The organism is Corynebacterium sp. MSK008, from assembly GCF_030232585.1.
Lineage (GTDB): Bacteria > Actinomycetota > Actinomycetes > Mycobacteriales > Mycobacteriaceae > Corynebacterium.
Genome location: NZ_JASPJX010000018.1, coordinates 1 through 24518, shown reverse-complemented (window position 1 = coordinate 24518; position 24518 = coordinate 1). Strand labels below are relative to the sequence as shown.

17 protein-coding genes, 2 tRNA genes and 1 other RNA gene are annotated in these 24518 nt (G+C 65.8%); 15 read left to right on the top strand and 5 right to left on the bottom strand.

All coding sequences use genetic code 11. The features are described from left to right. Nucleotides 1–3429: carboxypeptidase regulatory-like domain-containing protein (locus QP996_RS11480; protein ID WP_284872758.1), on the top strand; the 3429-nt coding region annotated here is incomplete at its 5' end. Nucleotides 3430–3603: 174 nt separating this feature from the next. Then, nucleotides 3604–5778: a hypothetical protein gene (locus QP996_RS11475; protein WP_284872757.1), complete on the top strand. Its 2175-nt coding sequence runs from the start codon at nucleotides 3604–3606 to the stop codon at nucleotides 5776–5778. Nucleotides 5779–5850: 72 nt separating this feature from the next. On the opposite strand, the gene QP996_RS11470 is transcribed toward QP996_RS11475, so the two are convergent. Then, complete coding sequence (locus tag QP996_RS11470) at nucleotides 5851–6855, bottom strand: prephenate dehydrogenase (RefSeq protein WP_284872756.1); 1005 nt, start codon at nucleotides 6853–6855, stop codon at nucleotides 5851–5853. Between the two features lie 50 nt (nucleotides 6856–6905). Here QP996_RS11470 and QP996_RS11465 point away from each other — a divergent pair, with 50 nt between their 5' ends. The 6 genes from QP996_RS11465 to tgt all read left to right on the top strand — a co-directional run bounded on the left by QP996_RS11465 (nucleotide 6906) and on the right by tgt (nucleotide 11998). Beyond that, nucleotides 6906–7388, top strand: coding sequence for a tRNA adenosine deaminase-associated protein (locus QP996_RS11465; RefSeq protein WP_284872754.1), 483 nt, complete (start codon nucleotides 6906–6908; stop codon nucleotides 7386–7388). A gap of 22 nt (nucleotides 7389–7410) precedes the next feature. Further along, nucleotides 7411–7845 carry a nucleoside deaminase gene (locus QP996_RS11460; protein WP_350309521.1) on the top strand — a complete coding sequence of 145 codons (435 nt, stop codon included), beginning with the start codon at nucleotides 7411–7413 and terminating at the stop codon, nucleotides 7843–7845. 76 nt (nucleotides 7846–7921) lie between these two features. Beyond that, the gene (locus tag QP996_RS11455; RefSeq protein ID WP_284872751.1) at nucleotides 7922–8149 is read left to right on the top strand and encodes a CsbD family protein; all 228 of its coding nucleotides are present in this window, start codon (nucleotides 7922–7924) and stop codon (nucleotides 8147–8149) included. A gap of 38 nt (nucleotides 8150–8187) precedes the next feature. Beyond that, nucleotides 8188–8275: transfer RNA gene (locus tag QP996_RS11450), tRNA-Ser, on the top strand. 109 nt (nucleotides 8276–8384) lie between these two features. Continuing rightward, the gene (locus tag QP996_RS11445; protein WP_284872750.1) at nucleotides 8385–10748 is read left to right on the top strand and encodes an MMPL family transporter; all 2364 of its coding nucleotides are present in this window, start codon (nucleotides 8385–8387) and stop codon (nucleotides 10746–10748) included. Beyond that, the gene (gene tgt / locus QP996_RS11440) at nucleotides 10745–11998 is read left to right on the top strand and encodes a tRNA guanosine(34) transglycosylase Tgt (RefSeq protein WP_284872748.1); all 1254 of its coding nucleotides are present in this window, start codon (nucleotides 10745–10747) and stop codon (nucleotides 11996–11998) included. Before QP996_RS11445 ends, tgt begins: the two co-directional genes overlap by 4 nt. 158 nt (nucleotides 11999–12156) lie before the next feature. Here tgt and QP996_RS11435 read toward each other — a convergent pair whose 3' ends face one another. Next, a complete protein-coding gene (locus QP996_RS11435) occupies nucleotides 12157–12804 on the bottom strand; it encodes a queuosine precursor transporter (RefSeq protein WP_284872747.1) in 648 nt (215 codons plus the stop codon). Nucleotides 12805–12823: 19 nt separating this feature from the next. Between QP996_RS11435 and gluQRS the strand changes: the two genes are divergently transcribed. Both gluQRS and QP996_RS11425 read left to right on the top strand, forming a co-directional pair. Then, nucleotides 12824–13762: a tRNA glutamyl-Q(34) synthetase GluQRS gene (gene gluQRS, locus QP996_RS11430; protein WP_284872746.1), complete on the top strand. Its 939-nt coding sequence runs from the start codon at nucleotides 12824–12826 to the stop codon at nucleotides 13760–13762. A 97-nt stretch (nucleotides 13763–13859) separates the two neighbouring features. After that, nucleotides 13860–17063 carry a YPDG domain-containing protein gene (locus tag QP996_RS11425; protein ID WP_284872745.1) on the top strand — a complete coding sequence of 1068 codons (3204 nt, stop codon included), beginning with the start codon at nucleotides 13860–13862 and terminating at the stop codon, nucleotides 17061–17063. A gap of 68 nt (nucleotides 17064–17131) precedes the next feature. On the opposite strand, the gene QP996_RS11420 is transcribed toward QP996_RS11425, so the two are convergent. The 3 genes from QP996_RS11420 to QP996_RS11410 all read right to left on the bottom strand — a co-directional run bounded on the left by QP996_RS11420 (nucleotide 17132) and on the right by QP996_RS11410 (nucleotide 19599). Beyond that, nucleotides 17132–18856 (bottom strand): alkaline phosphatase D family protein, encoded by a 1725-nt coding sequence (locus QP996_RS11420; protein ID WP_284872744.1) that lies wholly within the window; start codon nucleotides 18854–18856, stop codon nucleotides 17132–17134. An 89-nt stretch (nucleotides 18857–18945) separates the two neighbouring features. Beyond that, the gene (locus tag QP996_RS11415) at nucleotides 18946–19455 is read right to left on the bottom strand and encodes a ferritin (protein ID WP_284872743.1); all 510 of its coding nucleotides are present in this window, start codon (nucleotides 19453–19455) and stop codon (nucleotides 18946–18948) included. Between the two features lie 58 nt (nucleotides 19456–19513). Next, a tRNA-Ser gene (locus QP996_RS11410) sits at nucleotides 19514–19599 on the bottom strand. Nucleotides 19600–19721: 122 nt separating this feature from the next. On the opposite strand from QP996_RS11410, the gene ffs reads away from it, so the two are divergent. From ffs to recR, 5 genes are all read left to right on the top strand, one after another. Next, nucleotides 19722–19819: signal recognition particle sRNA small type (gene ffs / locus QP996_RS11405), an RNA gene on the top strand. Nucleotides 19820–19838: 19 nt separating this feature from the next. Then, nucleotides 19839–21119: an aspartate aminotransferase type Ic gene (locus tag QP996_RS11400; protein ID WP_284872742.1), complete on the top strand. Its 1281-nt coding sequence runs from the start codon at nucleotides 19839–19841 to the stop codon at nucleotides 21117–21119. Nucleotides 21120–21129: 10 nt separating this feature from the next. Beyond that, nucleotides 21130–23232, top strand: a complete 2103-nt coding sequence (locus QP996_RS11395; RefSeq protein WP_284872741.1) for a DNA polymerase III subunit gamma and tau — start codon at nucleotides 21130–21132, stop codon at nucleotides 23230–23232. Nucleotides 23233–23272: 40 nt separating this feature from the next. Beyond that, complete coding sequence (locus tag QP996_RS11390; protein ID WP_284872740.1) at nucleotides 23273–23635, top strand: YbaB/EbfC family nucleoid-associated protein; 363 nt, start codon at nucleotides 23273–23275, stop codon at nucleotides 23633–23635. A gap of 63 nt (nucleotides 23636–23698) precedes the next feature. Then, a complete protein-coding gene (recR, locus tag QP996_RS11385) occupies nucleotides 23699–24325 on the top strand; it encodes a recombination mediator RecR (RefSeq protein ID WP_284872739.1) in 627 nt (208 codons plus the stop codon). The last annotated feature ends 193 nt before the right edge of the window (nucleotides 24326–24518 follow it).

Here is a 24518-nt window from a genome sequence, read left to right as displayed (position 1 = left end):
ACGCCGGAGGGGTACAGCAAGGTTGAGGATCAGCCGTTTGTGGTTAAGCCTGGTGAGACCGATAAGAAGCTTCCGGATCTTGGTATCGAAGCGCTTGATGGTTCGGTGTCTGATGTGGTGGTGGATCAGTACGAGAAGCCGGTTGAGGGCACCAAGGTTGAGTTGATTGACGGCAACGGTGAGGTTGTGGAGTCGACGACTGTTGGTGCTGATGGCAAGGTTGACTGGGCTGATGTGCAGCCGGGTGATTACACGCTTCGTGTGACGACGCCGGAGGGGTACAGCAAGGTTGAGGATCAGCCGTTTGTGGTTAAGCCTGGTGAGACCGATAAGAAGCTTCCGGAACTTGATATCAAGAAGTATGACTCGGAGCCGACCACGACCCAGCCATCCACGCCGACTTCGCAGCCGGCCGCGACGGTGACGACAACGAAGTCGACGCCGACGACTTCAACGGCCGCTCCGGCTCCGACAGCGAAGCCGACGACGACCACTACCTCTGCTCAGTCCTCCACCCCGACGTCGACCAAGACGACCACGACGCAGCCGACGACGTCGACCAAGACGACCACGACGCAGCCGACGACGTCGACCAAGACGACCACGACGCAGCCGACGACGTCGACCAAGACGACCACGACGCAGCCGACGACGCCGAAGACTGCCGCACCGGCAACGACGACCGCGCCTTCGTCGACCTCCAAGCCGGAGACGAAGAACCCGAGCATCATCGGCACTGTCACCGACCCGGACGGCAAGCCGCTGCCGCCGTCGAAGGATAAGGACGGCAAGCCGAAGCCGCCGACCGTGATTGTCAAAGACAAGGACGGTAACCAGGTTGGCGACCCGATCGAGGTCGACGAGAACGGCAACTTCGAGGTGCCGGAGGTGCCGGAGGACGGCGATTACGTGGTGATCGTCGACGCGCCGGATGGCTTCAACGATCCGAAGCCGCAGGTTGTGCCGGTGAAGAAGGGTGAGACCTCTAAGCTGCCGCCGATTAAGGTGGGCAAGCCGGAGGTCGAGCTGGACAAGAATAAGCCGGCAGCGAAGCCGGGCTCCATCCACGGCTGGTTGGTCGACGACTCCAACCGTCCTATCAATGGCTCTGACATCAAGCTGGTGAAGAAGGGCGTTACCGACCCGGAGACCGGCGAGAAGTTCGACTACGAGGTCCCGATCAAGGTCGACGCGGACGGCTACTTTGTCACCCCGCAGATCGATTTCAAGTACTTCCCGGACGGCAAGGCCGACTTCGACCTCGAGGTCACCCTGCCTGAGGGCTGGCCGGATGTGGACGTCAAGGGCGACAAGATCAACCGCAAGGTGACTGTTAAGTCCGGCGAGTCCACCCCGGTCGAGATCAAGGTTGAGGCACCGAAGACCCAGTCCATCGTCGGCCGCGTTGACGACGGCAACGGCAAGGCTGTGCCGGGCACCGTCGTTGTGGTGACCGACCCGCGCGGCAACTCCCGCGTCATCCCGGTCGAGGACGACGGCTCCTTCGCGATCGACGACGTCATTCCGGGTGTCCACGAAGTGGAGATCCTCACCCCGGGTCGTGGCAACGATGTTGATCCGATCAAGGTGCCGGTCCGCGCTGGCGAGGATGTTGAGCTGCCGGAGATCCACCTGACCCAAAACAATTCCCTGAAGCTTGAGAAGCGAGTTTGGGGCCGTGACGCCGACAACAACGGTAAGGTAAAGAACAAGGACGGCGAGCTTGTCGACGATGTGATGACCGTCAAGGACGGCGAGGACCTCCTCTACGCCCTGATCGTCACCAACGACGGCGACGAACCGATCAAGGACATCGAGTTCGACGATCCGGAGCTGGAGAAGCGCAACATTGAGTTGACCATGCCGGAAGGTTGGACCGCCGAGTCTGAGCTGGCTCCGGGCGACTCCAAGGTTTGGAGCGCCAAGATGAAGGCGCCGGAGGACGCGTTCGACTTCAACAACGTCGCAACCGCTAGCGGTGTCACCTCCAAGGGCGAGAAGGTCAGCTCTCTGCCGGATTCCGCGTACACCAAGTTCCTGCGCGGTGCTGTGTCGAAGAAGGTCAATGCACGGTACGCCACGAACAAGGATGAGCCGGTGAAGGCTGCGGCCAACTCGCCGCTGGGCTTCACCTACGAGGTGAAGAACACCGGTTCCACCGCGATGGTCAACGTCAAACTCACCGACGTCGTATACGAGGACGGCGTTGATGAGGATCAGTGCAAGCCGGTGAAGGCGTCTGAAAAGACTGAGGACAGCCAGTGCTACGAACTTGATATCAAGGATCCGGAAGGCTTCACTGGCACGCTGCTGCCGGGAGAGCGGGTGGTCTTCACTGCTGAGCTGCCGGAAGGCCTCAAGCCGGGCGCGAAGCACCACAACGCTGCTGAGGCTCGCGGTGAGCTTCCGGAACGTCCGGGTCGCGGTGGCAGCTACGCGGGCGAGCCGGACTACGGCGACGACCCGTCGTCCGTACTGATCATCTCCCCGAAGGACAACATCAAGGGCAACGCCCACGTTGTGGTCTCCGAGGGCGCAGAGATCGATTCCAACGACGTCCAGGTTGTTGCTTGGGTTGACGAGAATGGCAACGGCAAGCAGGATCCGGACGAGGCCCTGACCGGCCTGAAGGTCTCGCTGGCGCCGTCCGACGGCACGCCGTCCTTCGCCGGTGATTCCGATGAGAACGGCAACGTGCTGTTCGAAGGCACGCCGTACGGCAAGTACTCGGTGAAGATTGACAGCCCGGGCAAGCTGCGTCTGGTCGACCCGAAGGATCCGGAGAACAACTCCTTCGATCCGGGTGCGATCCTCGAGTCCAAGGAGTTTGAGGTCTCTGGAGAACTCGCGAACGAGGAGGGCACGCAGTACATCAACCTCCAGCTGGAGACCCCGCGCACTGCCGGCCTCTCCGAGGGCGACGGAGCCCAGGGCCAGGTCGAGGATGAAGGTAGCTCCCTGGGTAAGTGCCTGGCATCTGCGTCCTCCGTGTCCAACCCGGTTGCGTGGCTTGTTCCGCTCGGCCTGCTCGGTGCCGTCATGGGTGGCATCGGCGTGATGTTCGAGGACGAGCTGAACCAGGCTGCCGCCCAGGCAAACGCGGCGGTGCGCCAGGTCATGCCGGACGTGAACATTGGTTTCGAGCGTCCGCAGTGGATGAACGAGATCCAGGCACAGATCGACAGCGTGAACCGCCAGTTGGCAGAGATCAACCCGGCTGCCCCGGCAGCTGCTGGCGGCGTGGCGCTGCTCGCAATCGCTGGTCTGCTCACCGGCCTGTACTACGCAAGCTGTGAGCTCGGTTGGGCCGAGCCGCAGGAGGGCGGTAGCTCCTCCGAGGGCTCCAGCTCTGAGGGCTCCAGCTCCAAGAAGCTTGAGGCTGAAGCAGAGGCTGAGGCTGACACCCAGCCGGAAGAGGCCGCTAACTAAGGCCCCGCTCCATGGCTGAGTGCTAGAACGCGCCCCGGTCTCGTCGATAGGCGTCGGCGAGGCCGGGGTGCTGCACATTTCCAGGTTTTAAATATTGAGACGACGCGCTGAAACGTATACATTCGTAGGTGCTTTTTGGGCTTTCGCGCGCTTTTTCACATTCGAGAGGTAATAATGGCTTCAAACTCCAAGGTCAACCGCATCGCCGGGCTGTCGCTCGCCGCTGCAGTCGCGGGCACGCTGACGCTCGTGCCCGTTGCGAAGGCGGAAACCACGTCTCCGTCCTCGGAGTCCACCACGTCGAAGGCTCCGGTCGTCTCCACGGAGGACACCAGCTCCGCCGCCCCGGCAACCTCTTCCACCGCCGCCCCGGCAACGACGTCGGTGAAGTCGGCTGAGGGGACCCCGAAAGCGTCGACAAGCAAGGCGGCCCCCACGACCACGGCGGATCCGGTGCAGGAGTGGGCTGAGATCCTCAAGGGCTTCGCGTCCCTGATCGTTTCGGCCACCGCCGCCGGCTCCGGCACCTCGGGTGTGCAGTACACCTCCGACAACCACACCTACAGCGCGGTCGCAAGCAACCCGGCCAACGGCCGTCTCTACGCCGTGTCCAACGAGGGACACCTGCTGCGCATTCACCCGCAGACCGGCAACCTGAAGGACCTCGGCGAGATCTCTGGCATCGATGCTGAGGGGATCACCTCCGCTGCCTTTACTCAGGACGGCACGCTGGTGCTTTTCGACGGCGCGACTGTCTACACCAAGGGCCTCGCCGACGACGAAACCGGTCCGAAGAGCAAGCCGGAAAACCTCGAATTTGTGAAGAAGCCCGTCGAAGGCGTGCGCGACCTGCCCGAGCTTGCGTGGGCTCCGACCGGCAACGACGCTGAGCTGGTCGCCCTTGCTGTCGAGGACGGCAAGGCGACGCGCTACACCCTGAACGTGAAGGACGCGAAGGCGACCGAGGCCCCGGCTGAGATTGCCAAGGGTGTCAGCCTGGACGACGTCGCGGCGTTCGAGTACGCCTACCTCGCCGACGACGCCACCTTCTTCGCCGACGGCGAGGGCAACGCCGTGAAGTTCGAGGACGGCAAGGTCGTCGACGTGGAGACCGACCGCACCGACGAGGAGAACTACAAGGCCGTGGCCGGCCTAGAGGCGAAGCCGGAGTCCGCCGCTGGCGAGACCCCGGCCGCTGATCCCTCTGCTGGTGCTAGTTCCGCGACGGTTTCCCCGACCACCACCGCGGAACCGACCCCGTCCAAGCAGGCCCCGAGCGTTGGCCAGCGCGACCCCGAGGTTGTTGAGCTCGACGTGGAGGTCGTCACCGAGGACGGTCGCTCCGTGCAGGGCGTCACCTTTGTCAGCGCGGACGGCACCGTCGACGGCGCCACCGACAAGACCGGCAAGGGCAAGGTTTCCCTGAAGCTGGACGACGCCTCCCGCGGTAAGGACGCTTTCAACCTGGCAATCGCTGAGGCGCCGGAAGGCTGGGGCGACTCCGTGGCCGTCGTCCAGCGAGGCGCCAGGTCCGTAAAATTCGTTCTCCCGGAGGGTGAGAACGCCGCTCCTGTGACCACCACCGTTGCGGCACCGACGAACACGCAGTCCTCGACCACCACGAAGACTGCTGCTCAGGATGACGATGGTCTCATCGAGTTGGACGTCCTGGTCAAGACTGCAGACGACAAACTCGTCGAGGGAGCCGAGTTCAAGAGTGAGGACGGCACAGTCGCCGGCTCCACCGACGCGAACGGCCGAGGCAAGATCTACATCGAGACGAAGAAGGAAAACGCCAAGCTCGTCCGACTCACGCTCAAGGAAGCTCCGAAGGGCTACAAGAACACTGAGATCGTCGTCCGCCGCGGCGACACGGAGGCAGAGCTCGTGCTCCCGCGCGACCCGAACGCGACCCCGTCGTCCACGCTGAGTAAGCCGGACCAGGTGCTCAAGGTCATTGACCAGGTGCGTCCGGTGGCGTCGTCCTTCCTCGCCCCGGCGGCCGCTCTGGCTGGCGTTGGTGGTCTGGCGGGTGCTGGTGGCTCGAAGAGCACCAAGACCACCAAGACCACGTTCGGTGGCACGAAGGTCACCTCCAGCAAGACCGCGGGTCGTTCCACGGGCCGCTCCACCAGCGTGACCCCGTCCGCGAAGGTGGTCACCCGCAGCGGCAACTCCACCAAGGTGGCCAAGTCGACTTCGACGACGCGCACCACATCCTCCGACGAGCGCGATGGTGATCTCGCGGATACCGGCACCCCGATGCGCGCGATCATCGCGCTCGGCGTGCTGTCCGTGCTCATCGGCGGCGCCTACCTGGCGCTGGGCCGCCGCCGCGAGAACCAGTAAGACCGCGTAGAACAAAAGGCGGCTCCCCAACACAGGGGAGCCGCTTTTTGCGTTGCTACGTCAGCCGACAGACTAGAACACCTCGACGCGCCCTCCCACGGACTCGATCTGCACCAGCTGCTTCTCCCAACCCGGGGTGCCTGGGTGGACGCGCATGATCGGGCGGGAGGAGATCTCCACCGGTGAGACGGACTCGCGGCGCGCCCCCTTGCGCGCCGCCATGCGCAGGTGGGCGCGGTGGCCGGACTTGGACAGCTCTTCCAGCGACGGGGTTGGGCCGGACAGGGAATCGCGGGCGCCCTGGAGGAGGTTGATGAACTCGTCGAGCACGGTCACTAAGGATTCTGCGTTGGTTTCGCACATGTTGCGCACCAGATCCGGGTCGGTGCTGGCCACGCGGGTGGCGCCGCGGAAGGACCCGGCGGACAGGGACTGCGCCAGGGTGCCGCCGTGGTCGCCGACCAGTGCCAGCGCTTCGGCGATCACGTGCGGCAGGTGGGACACGCGGGCGACGGCTTCGTCGTGGCGGTCCACGGACACCGGCACTGCCTCCGCGCCCACCACAGCGGCCATGCGGCAGACGACGGTGAACAGCTCGGCCCATGCGGGATCGCCGGGGTGCTCGCGGGCATAGTCAAAGGTCACGGCCCACGCGGCGCTGGCGAACAGCCCTTCCTGGGAGGCGGTCCACCCGGAGAATTCGGTGCCGGCCATCGGGTGCCCGCCCACGTAGCGGGACTGCAGGCCGCGCTCGACCACCAGGTCGTAGACCGGCTTTTTCACGCTGACCACGTCGGTGATGCCGCACGACGGCGCGAACTCAGCTATCTGGTCCAGCACCGAGGCCACGGCCCGCATCGGCACCGCCACGACCACCAGAGCGCCGTCGTCTTCGGCGCGGCGCAGCACCTCTTTCACGGAGTCTGACACGTCGAAGCCGTCCCTGCGCGCGGCACCTGCGCCGTGCAGCGTGAAGCCGTAGACGCGCTCGCCGCGCGCGTGCAGGTCGCGCATGAGGGATCCGCCGATGAGTCCGAGGCCGAGGATGCACACTGGGGGCAGTTGATGGGTCGTCACCGCACACAGTCTAGTGACACCTCAGCGCCCGCGGACTACGCTTCGACACCATGAGCCAGGATTTCCCGGACGGGTACGCAGTCACCGTCGAGCGCACCGGTGGCGCGTGGCGTGTGCGTGAGTTCGACGACGACTTTTCGGACCTTTCCACCTCCGTCACCGCGGTGCGCAACCTGCGCGCGGAGGGGCCGGCGTTTGCGCTGCTCAATGTGGAGGAGGACTATCTGGTCATCGTGCGCCCGGGGCCGTCGCAAACGCGCGTGCTCATCTCGGATGCGACGATGGCGGTGGACGACGATTTCGCCGCGGACATCCTCGACGAGGCGGGCGCCGAGGTCCCGGACATCGATCCGGATGAGTTGGACAATGTGGACGCGTGGGCGGACGGGGACTTCGACATCCTCGCTGATCTTGGCCTGTCCGAGGAGCAGATGAGCATTTTGCTTGACGACGACGCGGATCCGGCCGACCTCGCCCAGTCAATCGCCGACGAACTCGGGTTCGGCGACGAGTTAGACGACGTTGTCGGCTAGCCTGCGCCGCGCCGAGGAGCGCATGCGCGTCGCGCTCGAGACTGCCAAACAGACCCCCGCCGCCGACGTGCCGGTGGGCGCTGTCGTGTTTGATGCCGCTGGGGAGGTGGTGGGCAGGGGCGTGAACCGTCGAGAAGCGAACTGCGATCCCACCGCCCACGCCGAGGTGGAAGCGATCCGCGACGCCGCGCGGACGTTGGGGACGTGGCGGCTCGACGGCTGCGAGCTGGTGGTGACGCTGGAGCCGTGCACGATGTGCGCGGGCGCGATTTTGGGTGCGCGGGTGTCCTCGCTGGTCTTCGGCGCGTGGGAGCCGAAGACGGGCGCGGTGGGCAGTGTGCTGGACGCGATCCGGGACCCGCGCCACCTGCACACCCCCGAGGTGCGCGCGGGTGTGTTGGAGACAGAAGCTGCCGGGATGCTGAGCGAGTTCTTCGAATCACTGAGGAGTAATTGAATCGTTACCCAACGCCGCGCCGTTCGTACCTATAGTGGGGCATCTAGCTGATTCCAACGAACAAAGGAGTAAGACAATGGGTATCGAGGACAAGGCAGACCAGCTCAAGGGCAACGCCAAGGAAGCTCTGGGCAACGCCACCGACAACGAGAAGCTGACCAACGAGGGCAAGGCTGACCAGCTGGTCGGCTCCGCGAAGGAGAAGCTCTCCGAGGCGGGCGACGCTATCAAGGACAAGGCCAACGAGGTTGCCGCCAAGGTCGAGGACAAGCGCGACGAGGCTGAGGACGAAGCTAACCGCTAATTTGGTTATCCGGTAGCGCTGCCGTTAATCTGTTCGGCGGTAGCGTGTCCGAGCGGCCGAAGGTACTCGCCTCGAAAGCGAGTGAGGGTAAAACCTCCGCGGGTTCAAATCCCGCCGCTACCGCCAAAGTGTCAAGCCCCTGGCAACGGGGGCTTTTCGCATGTATGGGGCTACCACTAGGATGGGCCGGGTTACGCTCGCGCGGGCCGCGGGCGGGAAGGAACGGGTCTTTTACGTGGCGAAACTGCTGTACAAACTCGGGCGCTGGTCGTACCTGCACAAGTGGCGGGTGATCGTCGCGTGGCTTTTGCTGCTCGGGGCGACGGCCGCTGGTGCGCTGTCGCTAATGAAGCCGTTCACGGACGAGTTCGCCATCGAGGACACACCGGCCATCGACGCGTTGGACTCCATGGCGGAGAACTTCCCCGACGCGGGCAACGTGGCCACCGCGCCGAGCGTGAACCTGGTCTTCGCCGCGCCGGAGGGGGAGCGGCTGGACACCCCGGAGCACATGGCGGCGATGGATGCCACCGTCGGCTACATCCGCGATCACCTGGGCGTGGAGGGGCAGCGCTTTGGCAACCCGGTGCAGGTCAACGAGGAGCTGCAACGCACGATCATCGATCAGATGTCGGAGATGGGCATGCCGTCCGAGCGCGCGGAGGCCGACGCGCACAACATGCGGATGCTTTCCGACGACGCACGCATCGCCTACACCACCTTCGACTTCGATGCCCCGTCGTCGATGTCCGTGGACCAGTCGGACCGCGACGTGGTGACTGAGGCCATGCAGCTGGGCCGCGACGCCGGGCTGCAGGTGGAGGCCGGCGGCGCCGGCTTCGGCGACCCGATTGCGGTGAAGACCACCTCCGAGCTGGTTGGCCTGGGTGTGGCGTTTGTGGTGCTGGTGGTGACGTTCGGCTCGCTCGCCGCGTCGGTGATCCCGCTGATTTCCGCCGTGGTGGGCGTGGGCATCGGCGCCCTGCTGGTGCTGCTGACCACCCACTGGGTGGAGCTGAACAACGTCACCCCGGTGCTGGCGGTGATGATCGGCCTGGCCGTGGGCATCGACTACGCCCTGTTCATCCTCTCCCGCTTCCGGCAGGAGGCGCGGGATCTGCCGCCGGACGAGGCCGCGGGCATGGCGGTGGGCACCGCCGGTTCCTCGGTGGTCTTCGCCGGCACGACCGTCTTTACTGCGCTGGTGGCGCTGGCGCTGGCGGGCATCGAGTTCCTCACCTGGATGGGCCTGGCGGCCGCCGCCACCGTGGCCATCGCGGTGCTGGTGGCGCTGACCCTCGTGCCGGCACTCTTGGGCCTGTGGGGCTCGAAGGCGTTCGCGGGCAAGATCCCGGGACTTGCCGGCAACCCCGGGCCCGGGAAGCGCCCGGGCAAGGACCTGGACGAAAACTCCATGGGTCGGCGCTGGGTCCGCTTGGTGGAAAAGGCCCCCGGACTGGTCATGGCCGTGGTGGTGCTGGGACTGAGCGCCCTGAGCATCCCGGTGCTGAACCTGGAGATGGCGCTGCCGTCTGACACCACCTCCAACCTGGACACCACCCAGCGCAAGTCCGCAGACCTCATGGCGGAGGGCTTCGGCCCCGGCGTGAACGCCCCGCTGCTGCTGGTGGTGGACGCGCACAGCGTCAACCCGGACTCGGAAATCCTGCAGCCGTACATGGACGCCATCCCGGACGAGGCCGGCGGCGACGCCGAAAAGGCCGCGATGGCCAGCTTCATCTACACCGTGGGCGAGGTCGGTTCCGTCGGCGGCATCACCCACGCCCAGCTCATCGGCGCCAACGACGACCTCACCGCCGCGCAGATCCTGGCCACCCCAGACGGCGGACCCGAGGAGCAGCGCACCCTGTCCGTCGCCCACGGCGTGCGCGACGTGATCCACCAGGTCGAAGACGCCACCGGCACCGACATCGGCCTGACAGGTCTCACCGCGGTGCAGATGGACATCACCGAGGAACTCGCCGACGCGATGCCGCTGTACCTGTCCATCGTGGTGGGCCTGGCCATCGTGCTGCTCATGGTGGTGTTCCGCTCCATCGTGGTGCCGCTTGTGGCCGGCTTAGGCTTTTTGCTTTCGGTCGGCGCGGCGTTCGGCGTGACCGTCCTGGTGTTCCAGGAGGGGCTTTTCGGCCTTGTCAACACCCCGGGCCCGATCCTGTCGTTCTTGCCCATCTTCATGATCGGCGTGACCTTTGGCCTGGCCATGGACTACCAGGTCTTCCTGGTCACTCGCATTCGTGAGGCGTATCTGCAACGTGGAAACGTCGATAAGCTTCGCGCCGTCCACGAATCCACCGTCGAAGGTTTCGCGCAGGGCGCACGCGTGGTCACCGCCGCCGCGATCATCATGATCGCCGTGTTCATCGCGTTCTTGGACCAGCCGCTACCGTTCATCCAAATCTTCGGCTTCGCCCTCGGCGTCGCCGTACTCTTCGACGCCTTCTTCATCCGCATGGCCCTCGTCCCCGCCACCATGTACATCCTGGGCCGCTCCACCTGGTGGATGCCCACATGGCTCGACCGCCTCCTGCCCGAAGTGGACGTCGAGGGCACCGAACTAGAAAAGGAACACGCATGACCGACGTGACGTTTGAGGCCCACACCCAACTCGAGCCCGCGCCGGGCCGCCACGGCCGCACCGGCGTGATCCACACCCCGCACGGCGACATCCAAACCCCGGCGTTCATTCCCGTGGCCACGAAGGCGACCGTGAAAACGCTCACCCCGGAGCAGATCCGCCAAACCGGCGCGCAGGCCATCCTGTCCAACGCGTACCACCTGTACCTGCAGCCCGGCCCCGACATCGTGGACGAGGCCGGGGGCGTAGCCGCCTTTGAAAACTGGCACGGCCCCACCTACACCGACTCCGGCGGCTTCCAGGTGATGAGCCTCGGCGTGGGTTTCAAGAAAGTCCTGGCCATGGATGTTGCGGGGCTGACGGATTCCGACATCCGCGCCGCAAACAAAGACCGCATGGCGCGCGTGGACGACGACGGCGTGGACTTCAAATCCGTCATCGACGGCTCGTCCCACCGCTTCACCCCCGAGGTGTCGATGCAGATCCAGCACCAGCTCGGCGCCGACATCATGTTCGCCTTCGACGAGCTGACCACCCTCGTGGACACCCGCGCCTACCAGAAACATTCTGTCGAGCGCACGCGCCGCTGGGCCCGCAGGTGCCTGCTCGAGCATGACCGCCTGACGACGGCACGTTCCAGCAAACCCCTCCAATCCCTCTGGGGCGTCGTCCAAGGTGCCCAATACGAGGACCTGCGCCGATCCGCCGTGCGGGGTTTGCTGGACCTGGATAAGGAAGCCCGCGACGAGGGACGCCGGGGCTTCGGCGGCTTCGGCATCGGCGGCGCGCTGGAGAAAGAAAACTTGGGCACCATCGTCGGCTGGGTCACCGACGAGCTGCCCGTGTCGATGCCCCGGCACCTTCTGGGCATTTCCGAACCTGACGACATCTTCACCGCCGTCGAAGCCGGCGCCGACACCTTCGACTGCGTGGCGCCCACCCGCCTGGGCCGTCGCGGCGGGGTGTACACCCTGGACGGACGGCTGAACCTCGCCGGCGCCCGGTTCAAGCGCGACTTCACCGGGGTGGACGAGGAGTTCGGCGGCTACGTCTCCGAGAACTACTCCCGCGCCTACATCCACCACCTGCTCAAAGCCAAGGAGTTTTTGGCCGGCACGCTGTGCACCATGCACAACCTGGAGTTCATGATCCGGCTCGTGGACAACATCCGCGCCGCCATCGATGCCGGCGACTACGAGGCCTACCGCGACGAGTTCCTCGGCCGCTACTACGCAGGTCAGCGTAAGTAGGGGGCGGCCCTCAAGGTGCGGCGTGCCACTGTCGCAGTGCCCACAAACCCTGCGCAAGGGACCCCTAGTATGCGCAAAATCTGCGCATACTCTGGATCCTCTCCTCAGGGTTTGTCGGTGGGCGGGCGGGTGAGTGGGGGCAGCGAGGGCACGCACCCCTACGCCGCCACGCGCTCCTCGGCCCGGCGCACCGCCGCGATGGTCGGGTACGTCACCGGAAGCAGCAGCACCTCCATGGCGGTCTTCCACACGAAGCCGACCACCACGTAGTTCACAAACGCCCCGGCGGAGTCGATGCCGATGACGCTGGCGGCGATGGAGCAGAACAGCAGCGTGTCCGCGAATTCGCCGACGATGGTGGAGCCGATCAGGCGCGCCCACAGGTTCCCGGCACCAAACCGGTCTTTCATCCGCTGCAGCACCCAGGCGTTGAGCAGCTGCCCCACCACGTACCCCGCTAGTGACGCCGCCACGATCTGTGGCAGGAGGCCGAGGACTGCGGCGAAGGTGTCGTTCATATCGTAAAACTCGGCTGCGGGCAGCCAGATCGCAATATAGAAGGACAGGACCGCAACGACGGCGATGCCGAAGCCGGTGAACACGGCGCGGCGGGCCGCTTTGAACCCGTAGACCTCGGCGATCACGTCGCCGATGACATACGAGATGGGGAAGAGGAAGAACGCGCCGTCGGTGATCAGCGGCCCGAGGGCCACGCCTTTTTGGGCGGTGATGTTGGAAATCAAAAACACTGCGCAGAACAGGGCGAGCAGGTACGGGTACGGGGAGCGGGAAACGCGAGGTGACATGCGCTTTATCATGGCACACATGTCTGATTTTCAAGCTCCCGCCGGCCGCTACGCCCCGAGTCCCAGCGGCGATCTCCACTTCGGCAACCTCCGCACCGCGGTGCTGGCGTGGTTGTTCGCGCGCCAGACTGGCCGCAACTTCTACCTGCGTGTGGAGGACATTGACTCGGAGCGCTCGTCCGCGGAGTCCGCGCAGCGCCAGATCGAGGATCTGCAGATGCTCGGCCTCGACTTCGATCCGCCCGTGATCTACCAGCACGATCGCGGCGACGCGTACGCCGAGGCGCTTAACCGCTTGGACACGTACGAGTGTTACTGCACCCGCCGCGATATTCGGGAGGCAGCCTCCGCGCCCCACGCTCAGCCCGGGATGTACCCGGGCACCTGCCGCGATCTCACAGAAGAGCAGCGAGCTTTTCGACGCTCCGAGCTCCACGCCGCCGGCCGCCTCCCGGCAATTAGGCTGCGCGCCCACGTGCGGGAGTGGACGGTGCACGACTTCTACCAGGGCGAATACACGGGCCCGGTGGATGATGTGATCCTGAAGCGCGGTGGGCGCATCGACCAGGCGCAGGCGGGGGACTGGGCGTACAACCTGGCCGTGGTGGTCGATGACGGCTACCAGGGCGTGGATCAGGTGGTGCGCGGGGACGATCTGTTGTTCTCAGCTCCCGCACAGGCGTACTTAGCGGAGCGGCTCGGGTTCACAGAACCTTTTTATATTCATGTTCCGCTCGTGGTGGGGCCGGAGGGGCGTCGATTGGCAAAGCGCGATGGGGCGGTGACGTTGCGGGAGATGCTGAGTGGGGCCAGTGTGGAGGGTGTCGTGTCGCAAATCGCGGAATCGCTCGGCTACGTTGGGGTTTCGAGCGTGCAAAAGTTACTTGAACGTTTCGATCCGGCGCGGCTTTCTCGCGAGCCGTGGTTGTGGACGCCTCAACAATCTGAGGGTTTATGATATATAACCTGGGAGTTATGTAAAAAAATGTTGCGGGGTACCTGAATGTTCTCCATATTGGGCGACAACCTTTAGTTAGCCCTCAAAGGAGATATTAATGAACCCGAAGAAGATCGCCGCGAGCGCCGTCGCGCTGGCTCTCGGCACCTCCGCCATCGTGGCGCCGCAGGCGACTGCGCTGCCGGAAGAATTTGTCAGCCCGCCGGGTGTGCTCGGCAACCCGTCGCAGGATGACTGCAAGATCGTCATGGAGGACAACGTTTCCACCTCCCAGCCGGGCGAAGCCAGGAAAGCGACCCAGAATGGCGTCGCCGCCGGTATCGCGCTCAACGAGGCCAACACCGAGTACCTGGCATGGGTGACTCTGGATCGCGAAAGTGAACGCATCTTCGAGCGGGCCGAGGCGAAAGCCGAGATCACAAACAATGCAACCAAGGACGTCACGCAGTCGTTCACGGTGAAAGAGCAGCAGTCGGGCGCGCTCGCGTTCGATGCGGAACTCAAGGACAAGAAAGTCAACCTCAATGTCACCGACATTGTCCCGGTGAATAACGGCAGCTTCTCGCTGAAGCCGGGCGAGAAGCAGGAAGCATCCGCGAAGCTCGGTCTGAACAATTCCCTTGATAAGCAGACGTGGGCGTGGAAGATCAACCAGCCCACCTCCTCCGGACAGTCGGTCACCCGTGTGAACTCTTGGGCCAGCGTTGAGGTTGCGCCGTGGCCGATTGAGACGGATAACTGCCTGCCCATTACCGCGTCGTCCACCAAGTCCAAGGCGATCATCGCCGACGGCAACGAGTACGACACCGGCATCACCGTCGCCAACGCCGAGAACGACTTCGAGCGTCTGACCGGCAACGTCACCGTGGGCGGCAAGGCTGTCGCCGACGCGAAGGTGCGTGTCGACGCCGACGGCAAGGTCTACGTCACCCTGCCGAAGAACGCGACCGGTGGCGTGGATAACGACAAGCCGGCCAAGGTCGATGTGCAGCTGCTCGCCCAGCCGCGCGAGGAGACCAAGCACTCCAAGTTCGAGGCATACAACTCGCCGCAGGTGCTTCGCGTGGTGGACAACCTCGGCCGCGTGACCCAGGATTCTCCGGAGTTCACCGGCGAGGTCCCGGTGCAGAAGTTCGCGCCGGAGTACAAATCCCCGGCCACCGTGAAGCCGGGCAAGACCGTCAACGTCGCGCTGAAGACCCAGCCGGGCGACGTGCGCGGCAAGGCCGTGGATGCCACCTACACCGTCACCAACGCCCCGGAGGGCTGGACCGCCGAGCCAGCCAAGGACGGCACTCTCAAGGTCACCGCACCGAAGGGCGCCAAGGGCGGCGACACCGCTGAGTTCACTGTTGAGGTGGCGTACCCGGATGGTTCCGTCGATACGCTCAAGCCCGTTGTGAAGGTGACGGACTTCCAGGCAACCGTGACCACCCCGGGCTACGGCGAGGAGACGGGCAAGCGCGGCACCGAGGTCACCCTGACCCAGACCGAGAAGCTGCCGAAGGGCTCCACCTTCACCATCACCGAAGACCAGGACCTGGGCGAGTGGAAGCCGCAGGTTGACCCGAACACCGGCGAGATCACCGTTACCATCCCGAAGTCCGCGAACCCGGGCGACGAAAAGACCATCCTGGTCGACGTGAAGTACCCGGACGGCTCCACCGACACAAAGGTCCCGGCCAAGGTCATCGTGCTCAACGACCCGGGCTACGGCGAGGTCACCGACAAGCCGGGCGAGAAGGTCGAGCTGCCGCAGACCGGCGACGTCGTCGACGGCTCCACCTTCGAAATCGCACCGGATCAGGACCTGGGCGACTGGAAGCCGGAGATCGACCCGAACACCGGCAAGATCACCGTCACCATCCCGGAGGGCGCCAAGCCTGGCGACGAAAAGGAAATCCTGGTCAACGTCACCGACCCGAACTCTGACAAACCGGACACCGTCCCGGCGAAGGTCATCGTCCACGGCACACCGGACTACCCGGCGGTGGAGAAGACCCCGGGCGACGATGTGACCCTGACCCCGGGCAAGGACAACGTCCCGGCCGACTCCACCTTTGAGATCACCCCGGATCAGGACCTGGGCGAGTGGGATCCGAAGATCGACCCGAACACCGGCGAGATCACCGTCAAGGTCCCGGAGACCGCCAAGGACGGCGACAAGAAGACCATCGACGTCACGGTCACCTACCCGTCCGGCAAGACCGACACCGTCCCGGCCGGGATCACGGTGAAGGACCGGGAGACCTCCCCGGGCACCGAGACCCCGGAGACCCCGGAGACCCCGGAGAACCCGGACAAGAAGGGGCCGACGATCATCGTCATCCCGGGCGAGCCCAAGGAGGTGACTCCGAAGGTCAGCGGCGACGGCGACCCGACCTACAAGATCCCGGACGGTTACAAGGTCCCGGACGGCTGGAACATCACCGTCGACCCGAAGACCGGCGACATCACCATCACTGCGCCGAAGGACGCCACCCCGGGCACGAAGATCGAGGTCCCGGTGGAGATCACCTTCCCGAGCGGCAACAAGGAGACCCAGGAGATCCCGGTCGAGGTCGGCGAGACCTCCGAGGGCACCATCCCGTTCGTCCCGGGCCAGAAGGATCCGTTGGTGATCTTCGTGCCGAAGGACGCGGACAAGGGCAGCGACCCGAAGCTGCCTGAGGGCTGGACCATCGTCGAGCGCGGCGACAACTCCTTCACCATCGAGGTGCCGGAGGGCACCAAGCCGGGTGTCTACGAGATCGTCTTCACGGGCAAGGACGGCTCCGGCGAGGTCAAGGTGCTGGTCGAGGTCAAGCAGGCCGTGACCGAGCAGGGTTCCTCCGAGAACCTGCAGAAGTGCTTCGCCAACATGTCGTCCGAGTCCAACCCGCTGCTGTGGCTGGTCCCGGTGGGCCTGCTCATCGCCATCGGCGCTCCGCTGGCTGGCCCGCTCGGCCAGGAGCTGGGCAAGGCTGCCGCGAACGTGTCGGCGCAGATGAACATTCCTAATCCGCTCGAGCAGTTCGGCATCGGCGGCAACACCAACCGCCGCCCGCAGCCGGAGTGGATGACTCAGCTGCAGGCTGAGGCTGGCCGCATCCAGGCGCAGTTCGGCCCGCAGGTCACCCAGGCCGCCGCAATCGGCCTGTCCCTGGCCGGCCTCGCAGCAGGCCTGGGCGTCCTGGCCGCGCTGTGCAAGGACGGCGAGCTGCCGGAGTGGGCGGCGTCCTCCACCAACGCGGAAGGTTCGTCCTCGAACAAGGACGCTGAGGGTTCCTCCAAGGAGGAGAAGCCGGCTGAGGAGAAGTAACTCCCACCGCTAGAACGCCCAGCCGCCCCCGTTGATGCAACGGGGGCGGATGGTTTTTCGTCGATAAGCTATTGCCCGAAGCCCTCGCCCTTGCGCCACGTCAGTGACGCGCCGGGGGAGACCGGCGAGGCCGGGTCCAAGATGTTGTGGACGCGAAGCCACTGCGCGTCCACCTGCTCGGGCGTGATGTCCACAACCGTATAGCCGTGCGTGTCCAGCGCCACGTGGTGCAGGCTGGGGTTCGCGGCGCGCAGGTAGCCGCACGCCGCGCCGAAGACGGGGTGGCCGGCGCGGATCTTCGTCGACTCCGCCACGTTCGGGGCGGTGATGGAAGAGCAAACGATCTCGCAGCCGATCTCCTCACCGCCGTGGGTGATCGTGTGCGCCCACTCGGAGTGGATGTCGCCGGTGAGGAAGATCGGCTGCTTGCCCAAACGGCCCAGGGTGTTGATCAGGCGGCGGCGCTCGAAGTCGTAGCCGTCCCACTGGTCGCCGTTGAGTGGCATGTCGTTGAGCTCGGGAATCGGCGCCTGCGCCGGCACGATGTTCGCGCTGAGGGACTTAGCGACGGGACGCGTGGCCGCGTGGTTAAACGCCGCGCCGATGTGCAGCGGGGAGAACATCACGGAGTTGCCCAGCGCGTTCCACGTCGTGATGGAGCGTTCGAGGGTGTCGATGAGCCAGTCGTACTGCTCGGAGCCGAGCATCGTGCGCGCATCACCGGTTTGGCGCGCGCCGCCGCGCCAGAATTCTTTGTCGCGGTAGGTGCGCAGGTCCATGATGGTCAGCTCAACCAGGTCGCCAAAACGCAGGGAGCGGTAGATGTGGCCCTCGTCGGAGGTTTCGGTCAGGCGCACCGGCATCCACTCGTAGTAGGCGCGCATGGCGGCGTCGCGGCGGGTGTGGAAGTCGCCCTCGTCCGCGTTGTGGTTGTCGGCGCCGTCGCGCCAATTGTTGTTGGCGATTTCGTGGTCGTCCCACACCACCACCCACGGCATGGCGGCGTGGGCGTCGCGCAGGTGCGGGTCGGTGCGGTAGCGGCCGTAGCGGGTGCGGTAGTCCGCCAGGGCGACAATTTCGTGGGCGGGTTGGTGCAGGCGCACGGGCCCGTAGCCGGCGTATTCGTACTGGGCGTATTCGTAGATGTAGTCGCCGAGGAACACGGTCAGGTCCAGCTCGCCCGCCCAGGCGCGGGCGGCCATGTCCTGGTAGGCGGTGAAGAAGCCGGATTCCCAGTTGGCGCAGGAGGCGACGGCCCAGCGCTGCCGGTCCACGTGGCCAGTGGGCGCGGTTTTGGTGCGGCCGAGCGGGGAAGCGGCGCCCTCGTGCGGGCCGTTGGCCACGGTGAACGCGTAGTAGTAGACGGTGTCCGGTTCCAGGCCGGACACGTCGACGTGGATGGTGTGGTCGCGCTCCACGCGGCTTTCGGTCTCGCCTTCGGCGACGACGTCGCGAAGCTGCGCGTCGCGGGCGACCCGCCAGCGCACCCGGGTGTTGGCGCCGCCGCCGGAGCCGGGCATCGCGTGTTCGTCGGGGGTGATGCGCGTCCAGATCACCACAGCGTCCGGCAGCGGGTCGCCGGAGGCCACGCCGTGCACGAACGGCAGCGGCGCAAGCTCCATCTCCACAGGCACCGGCTTGGCGGGCAGCGTGCTCTGCGACTGCGCACTCGGCACCGCCACCGCCGCACCCGCCGCCGACGTCGCCACAGCGGCGGTGCGCAGAAAACCGCGTCGAGACAGGCGCTTTTGCCTATCGACGCCCTCCGGTTGCCTCCGCTCACACCCGTACACGCCCCACAGTGTGGAGCGTGTGCGGCCGGTCCGCTACCGGGGGAGGGCGATGTGGCTGGGAATTCGCCGGAAGTTCGCGCGGAGTTTACTTACTGCGCTTCAGGGGTGGGGGTAGGGCGGCCGGCCAGGCGGGCGTCGATACGCAAAAGCCCCGAGCCGTCCGCGCCGACGAGCTCGAGCTGGTCCACGATCTCGCCCACAGTGGCCTCTTCTTCAATCTGCTCGTTGAGGAACCAGTTGAGCAGCGGGCGGGACTCCAGATCGCCCACCTCGTCCGCCAGGCGGGTGATGGTGCGGATCTGCTCCGAGACCTTCTTCTCGTGCTCGAGCGCGGCCTCGAACGCGTCGAGCGGGCCGGTGATTGCCGGCGCGTCGATCTCGATGGTGTGGGGCACAACCCGCGCTCCGCGGTCAATCAGGTGCTGCGCGAACTTCTGCGCGTGCTCGCACTCCTCGGCGGCCTGGGCGGTGAACCACTCGCAGAGGCCGGGGAAGGACAGCGCGTCCATCTCGTTGGCCAGGTGGCGGTAGATGTAGGCCGCCGCGTACTCCTCGGTGACCTGCTGGTTGATGGCTTCAAAAAGGCGTTCGTCGATCATGCCACGCGAGTATATGCGTTGAAGCCGGCACCCCGCGGGGTGCCGGCTTCGGATTTTGCGGAGGATGTGGGATTTGAACCCACGAGGGTCGTGAAACCCGCACGCGTTCCAGGCGTGTGACATAGGCCGCTAGTCGAATCCTCCAGCGACACTCGAAAGCGTCTTGCGATATATTAGACCACCCGGCGCCCAAGGCCAAAACCGCAGCGCATCCGGCTTATGCGTCCTTGGCTTGTTTCTGGAGGGGCAACATGGCTACAGTATCGGGCAGGATCCCACGCGGTGTTATCTTGTGAACTCCCCCAGGGCGGGAACGCAGCAAGGGTCAGCGAGCTCTGGCAGGTGCGTGGGGTCCCCTTTTATTGCGCTGTACGATGTAACCCATGTCTCTTTCGGATCTCGATCCCGCACAGTTCTCCGAGCTGGCCCAGCGCACCCGTCAGCAGTATGACGAGCTCAAGGCCCGCAACCTCAACCTGGACCTCACCCGCGGCAAGCCGTCGAGCGAACAGCTCGGCTTCTCCAACGCTCTGCTCTCCCTGCCGGGGGAGGGCGATTACACCGACAACACCGGCGCGGACGTGCGCAACTACGGGGGCCTGACCGGCATCCCCGACATCCGCGAACTGTGGGCCGAGGCCCTGGGCATCGACCCGGACAACCTCATCGCCGGCGACTCTTCCAGCCTGAACATCATGTTCGACCTGATCTCCTGGGCGTATATCTGGGGCACCAACGACTCGCCGCGCCCGTGGAAGGACGAGGAGCGCGTCAAGTGGATCTGCCCTGTCCCGGGATACGACCGCCACTTCGCCATCACCGAGCACTTCGGCTTCGAGATGGTCCAGGTGCCCATGACCCCGACCGGCCCGGACATGGACGCCGTCGAGGAACTGGTGAAAGACCCGCAGGTCAAGGGCATGTGGACGGTGCCGATTTACGGAAACCCGACGGGGGTGACGTTCGCGCCGGAGGTCGTCGAGAAGCTTGCCGCGATGGAAACCGCGGCCGAAGACTTCCGCATCATCTGGGACAACGCCTACGCCATCCACACGCTTACCGGCGCGCTGCCGGACAACCCCGACGTGATCGCGCTGGCGGAAAAGCACGGCAACCCGAACCGCTTCTGGTACATGTCGTCCACCTCCAAAATCACCCTCGCCGGCTCCGGCGTGGCATTCTTCGCCTCCTCGAAGGCGAACCTTCAGTGGTACGCCTCCCACGCCTCCATCCGCGGCATCGGCCCCAACAAAGTCAACCAGCTTGCACATGCGCGTTTGCTTGGCGACGCCCAAGGGTTGCACACGCTCATGAAACAGCACGCCAACTCACTGGCGCCGAAGTTCGAGGCCGTCATCGGGATCCTCGAGAGCCGCCTCGACGAGTTTGGGGTGGCGCAGTGGACCGAGCCGGAAGGCGGCTACTTCATCTCCCTCGACGTGCTGGACGGCTCCGCCACCCGCGTGTGGGAGCTGGCCAAGGACGCCGGCATCACCCTGACCAAGGCCGGCGCATCCTTCCCTGGTGGCGTGGACGAAAAGGACCAGAACATCAGGCTTGCGCCGTCGCTGCCGCCTCTCGACGAGGTGCGCACCGCCATGGACGGCGTGGCCACCTGCGTGCTGCTCGCCTGCGTGGAAGCTGCGGAGGCACAGGCGGGCTAGACTTGCCCGCGTGGCTCTGTACAGGAAATACCGCCCCGCAACGTTCGGCGAGGTCATCGGCCAGGAGCAGGTGACCCGCCCACTTTCGACCGCCCTGGACAACGGGCGGATCTCGCACGCCTACCTCTTTTCCGGCCCGCGCGGTTGCGGAAAGACATCCTCGGCACGCATCCTGGCGCGTTCGCTGAACTGCGCCGAGGGGCCTACCTCCACCCCGTGCGGCGTGTGCGAATCCTGTGTCGCTCTCGCGCCGGGCGGGTCCGGCAACCTAGACGTGATGGAGCTTGATGCCGCCTCCCACGGCGGCGTGGAGGACATGCGCGAGCTGCGCGAACGGGCGCTGTTCGCGCCGGCGGAGTCGCGCTACCGCGTCTTCATCATCGACGAGGCCCACATGATCACGAAAGAGGGCAACAACGCCCTGCTGAAGATCGTGGAGGAGCCGCCAGCCCACCTGATTTTCATCTTCGCCACCACCGAGCCGGAGAAGATGCTGGGCACCATCCGTTCGCGCACCCACAACTACCCGTTTAGGCTGCTGGCGCCGCAGGCGATGCGCGAGCTGGTGCAGCACGTGGTGGAGGAGGAAGGCGTCCACGTCGACGAGAACGTCTACCCGCTGGTCATCCGCGCCGGCGGCGGTTCGCCGCGCGACACCCTGTCGATCCTGGACCAGATGCTCTCCGGCGCCGGCGAGGACGGCCTGACCTACGAGCTGGCGCTGCCGTTGCTCGGCGTGACGGACCTGACGCTTCTCGACGCCGCCGTCGACGCCCTCGCCGACCGCGACGCAGCCGCGATGTACCGCACCATCGACCAGGTCATCGAGTCCGGCCACGAGCCCCGCCGCTTCGCCCTCGACCTGCTCGACCGCATGCGCGACCTACTGCTGATCCGCACCGTCCCGGACGCCTTTGGGCAAGGGCTTGTCGATGCACCTTCGGACCGCGCTGACATCCTCACCCAAGAGGCCCACCAGTTTTCCCCGCAACACCTGGCTTTGTTGGCGTCCGAGGTCAACGACCGCATCGCGAGCCTGCGCGGCGCGACCTCCCCGCGCCTGCTGCTGGAGATCATGGCCGCCCACCTGCTGACCCTGCAGCCGGCCGGCGGGGCCGAGCTGCCCGCACCCGCCGACCCGGGCCAGGCCCAGCCTGCGCAGCAGGCGCAACAGGCGCAGCAAGCTCAGCCAGCTCAGCCGCCGAGTCCTGTCCAGGCGGGCGGGGGCGGGGGCGCAGCCGCGGCGGCCGCCGCAGCCGCCGCGGCCGCGAGTGGGTCGCGCAACCGCCAGCAGGAGCAGCCTGCACCGGCACAGTCGGAGCAGCCTGAGCCCAAACCTGAGCCGCAGCCGGACACGGATGAGCTGTTCGAGCGCATCGAGAAGGACTGGACGCGGCTGCGACAGTCCGTCGGCGAGCGCAACAAGGTCGCCGAGATCATGCTCACCGAGGCCAAACCCCTCGGCTTCGACGGCGACGTGCTCGTGGTCGGCCACCACACCGGCGCGCTTGCCGAGCGCATCAACGCCGAGAAGAACAACACCGACATCGCCACAGTGCTCTCCGAGAAGCTCGGGGCGAAGATCCAGGTGCGATGCGTTATCGGCACCGACCCGGCGACCGCGAACCTGCGCCGCCCCGCCAAGCGCGAGGTGTGGAACCCCGGCGAGGAGACTGACTCCGCCGGTGGTGACGGCGCCACGTCCGACGACAGCGCCGACTCCGATGACCCCGCCCCGGCCGGCGGCTGGGACGCGCCCGCGCAGATCGGCGGACCCGCCGCCGCGCCGAAGCAGGCACCGAAGGCACCAGCGCAGCCAACGCCCGCCAAGCGCGAAGACGACTGGCGCAGCGCAGCATTCGCCGCCAGCCAAAAAGCCGCCGAGAAAGCCAAGCGCGAACGCGACGAGATCCCGCCGCCGCCGGAGCCGTATGACTATGACGAGGGGGTGCCGGAGGCGTCGATAGGCAATGTGCCCGAGTACACCCGCGAAGACGAAGAACGCGACATGGCCGACCAGGCCCGCGACGAAGCCGGCAGCGCCGACCGGCGCGACGCCACCGAAGTGGCGATGGACCTGCTCGCCGCCGAGCTCGGCGCGAAGCCGTTGTAGACTGGCCCGAGAACTATTAGCGAACGAAAGGGGATAAACCATGACCCAGCCGCAAGACATGCAGGAACTCATCCGCCAGGCCGCCGAGGTGCAGGCCGCCCTCCAGCAGGCGCAGATGGAACTGCTGCAGACCGAGGTCACCGGCACCGCCGGCGGCGAACTCGTCACCGTCACCATGACCGGCGGCGCCGAGATCACCGACATCACCATCAAGCCGGAGGCCGTCGACGCCGACGACATCGAGTCGCTGCAGGACCTCATCCTCGCCGCGTACCGCGACGCCCACAACCAGGCCGGCAAGCTCGCCGAGGAGAAGATCGCCCCGCTGACCGGCGGCGCGACGGGCGGTGGCCAGGCCCCGCAGGCAGGCCCGGGCGAAATCCCGTTCGGCGGCATCATCTAACCTGCGCCTCCCGCGTCCGGCCCGTTGTGCGGCCGGGCGCTTTTTCTTTGCTGAAAGGAAACCGTGTTCGAAGGACCACTGCAGGACCTTATCGACGAGCTATCGCGCCTCCCCGGTGTCGGACCGAAATCCGCGCAACGGATCGCGTTTCACTTGTTGAAGGAGGAACCGGAGGACGTCGATAGGCTGCGCGCCGCGCTGGCCGCCGTGCGCGACGGGGTGACATTCTGCCGCATCTGCAACAACGTTTCGCGCGAGGACGTATGCCGCATCTGCGCCGACTCCGGCCGCGACAAGGCGCTCGTGTGCGTGGTGGAAGACGCGAAAGACATCCAGGTCATCGAGCGCACCGGCGAATACTCCGGCCGCTACCACGTGCTCGGCGGGGCGCTCGACCCGCTGGCGAACGTGGGGCCGAAGGATCTGGCGATTGCGCCGCTGTTGCAACGTATCGGCGGGGTGCTGCCGGACCTGGACGGCGCCGAGGCGCCGGCGGTGAGCGAGGTCATTTTGGCCACCGACCCCGACACCGAAGGCGAGGCGACCGCGTCGTACCTGGTGCGGCTTTTGAAGGATTTTCCGGATCTGACCATTTCCAGGCTGGCCTCCGGGATGCCGTTGGGCGGGGACTTGGAGTTTGTCGACGAGCTCACGCTCTCCCGGGCGCTGACCGGCAGACTGCGGTTGTAGCGCCGCGGTTCCCGGGTGGGGTCGGCTGTGGACAACTTTGGTGCTGGAGTGGCGAGTTATCCACAGATTTCGGTTCGGGGGTTGTGTGGGGTTGCGCTTGTTTTAGTGTTCGTGGCATGAACCCGTTCGACGCGTTTATCGAGGCGATGGCCGCAGCATCCATGGAGACACTGCGGCACTTCGACCTGTCTAT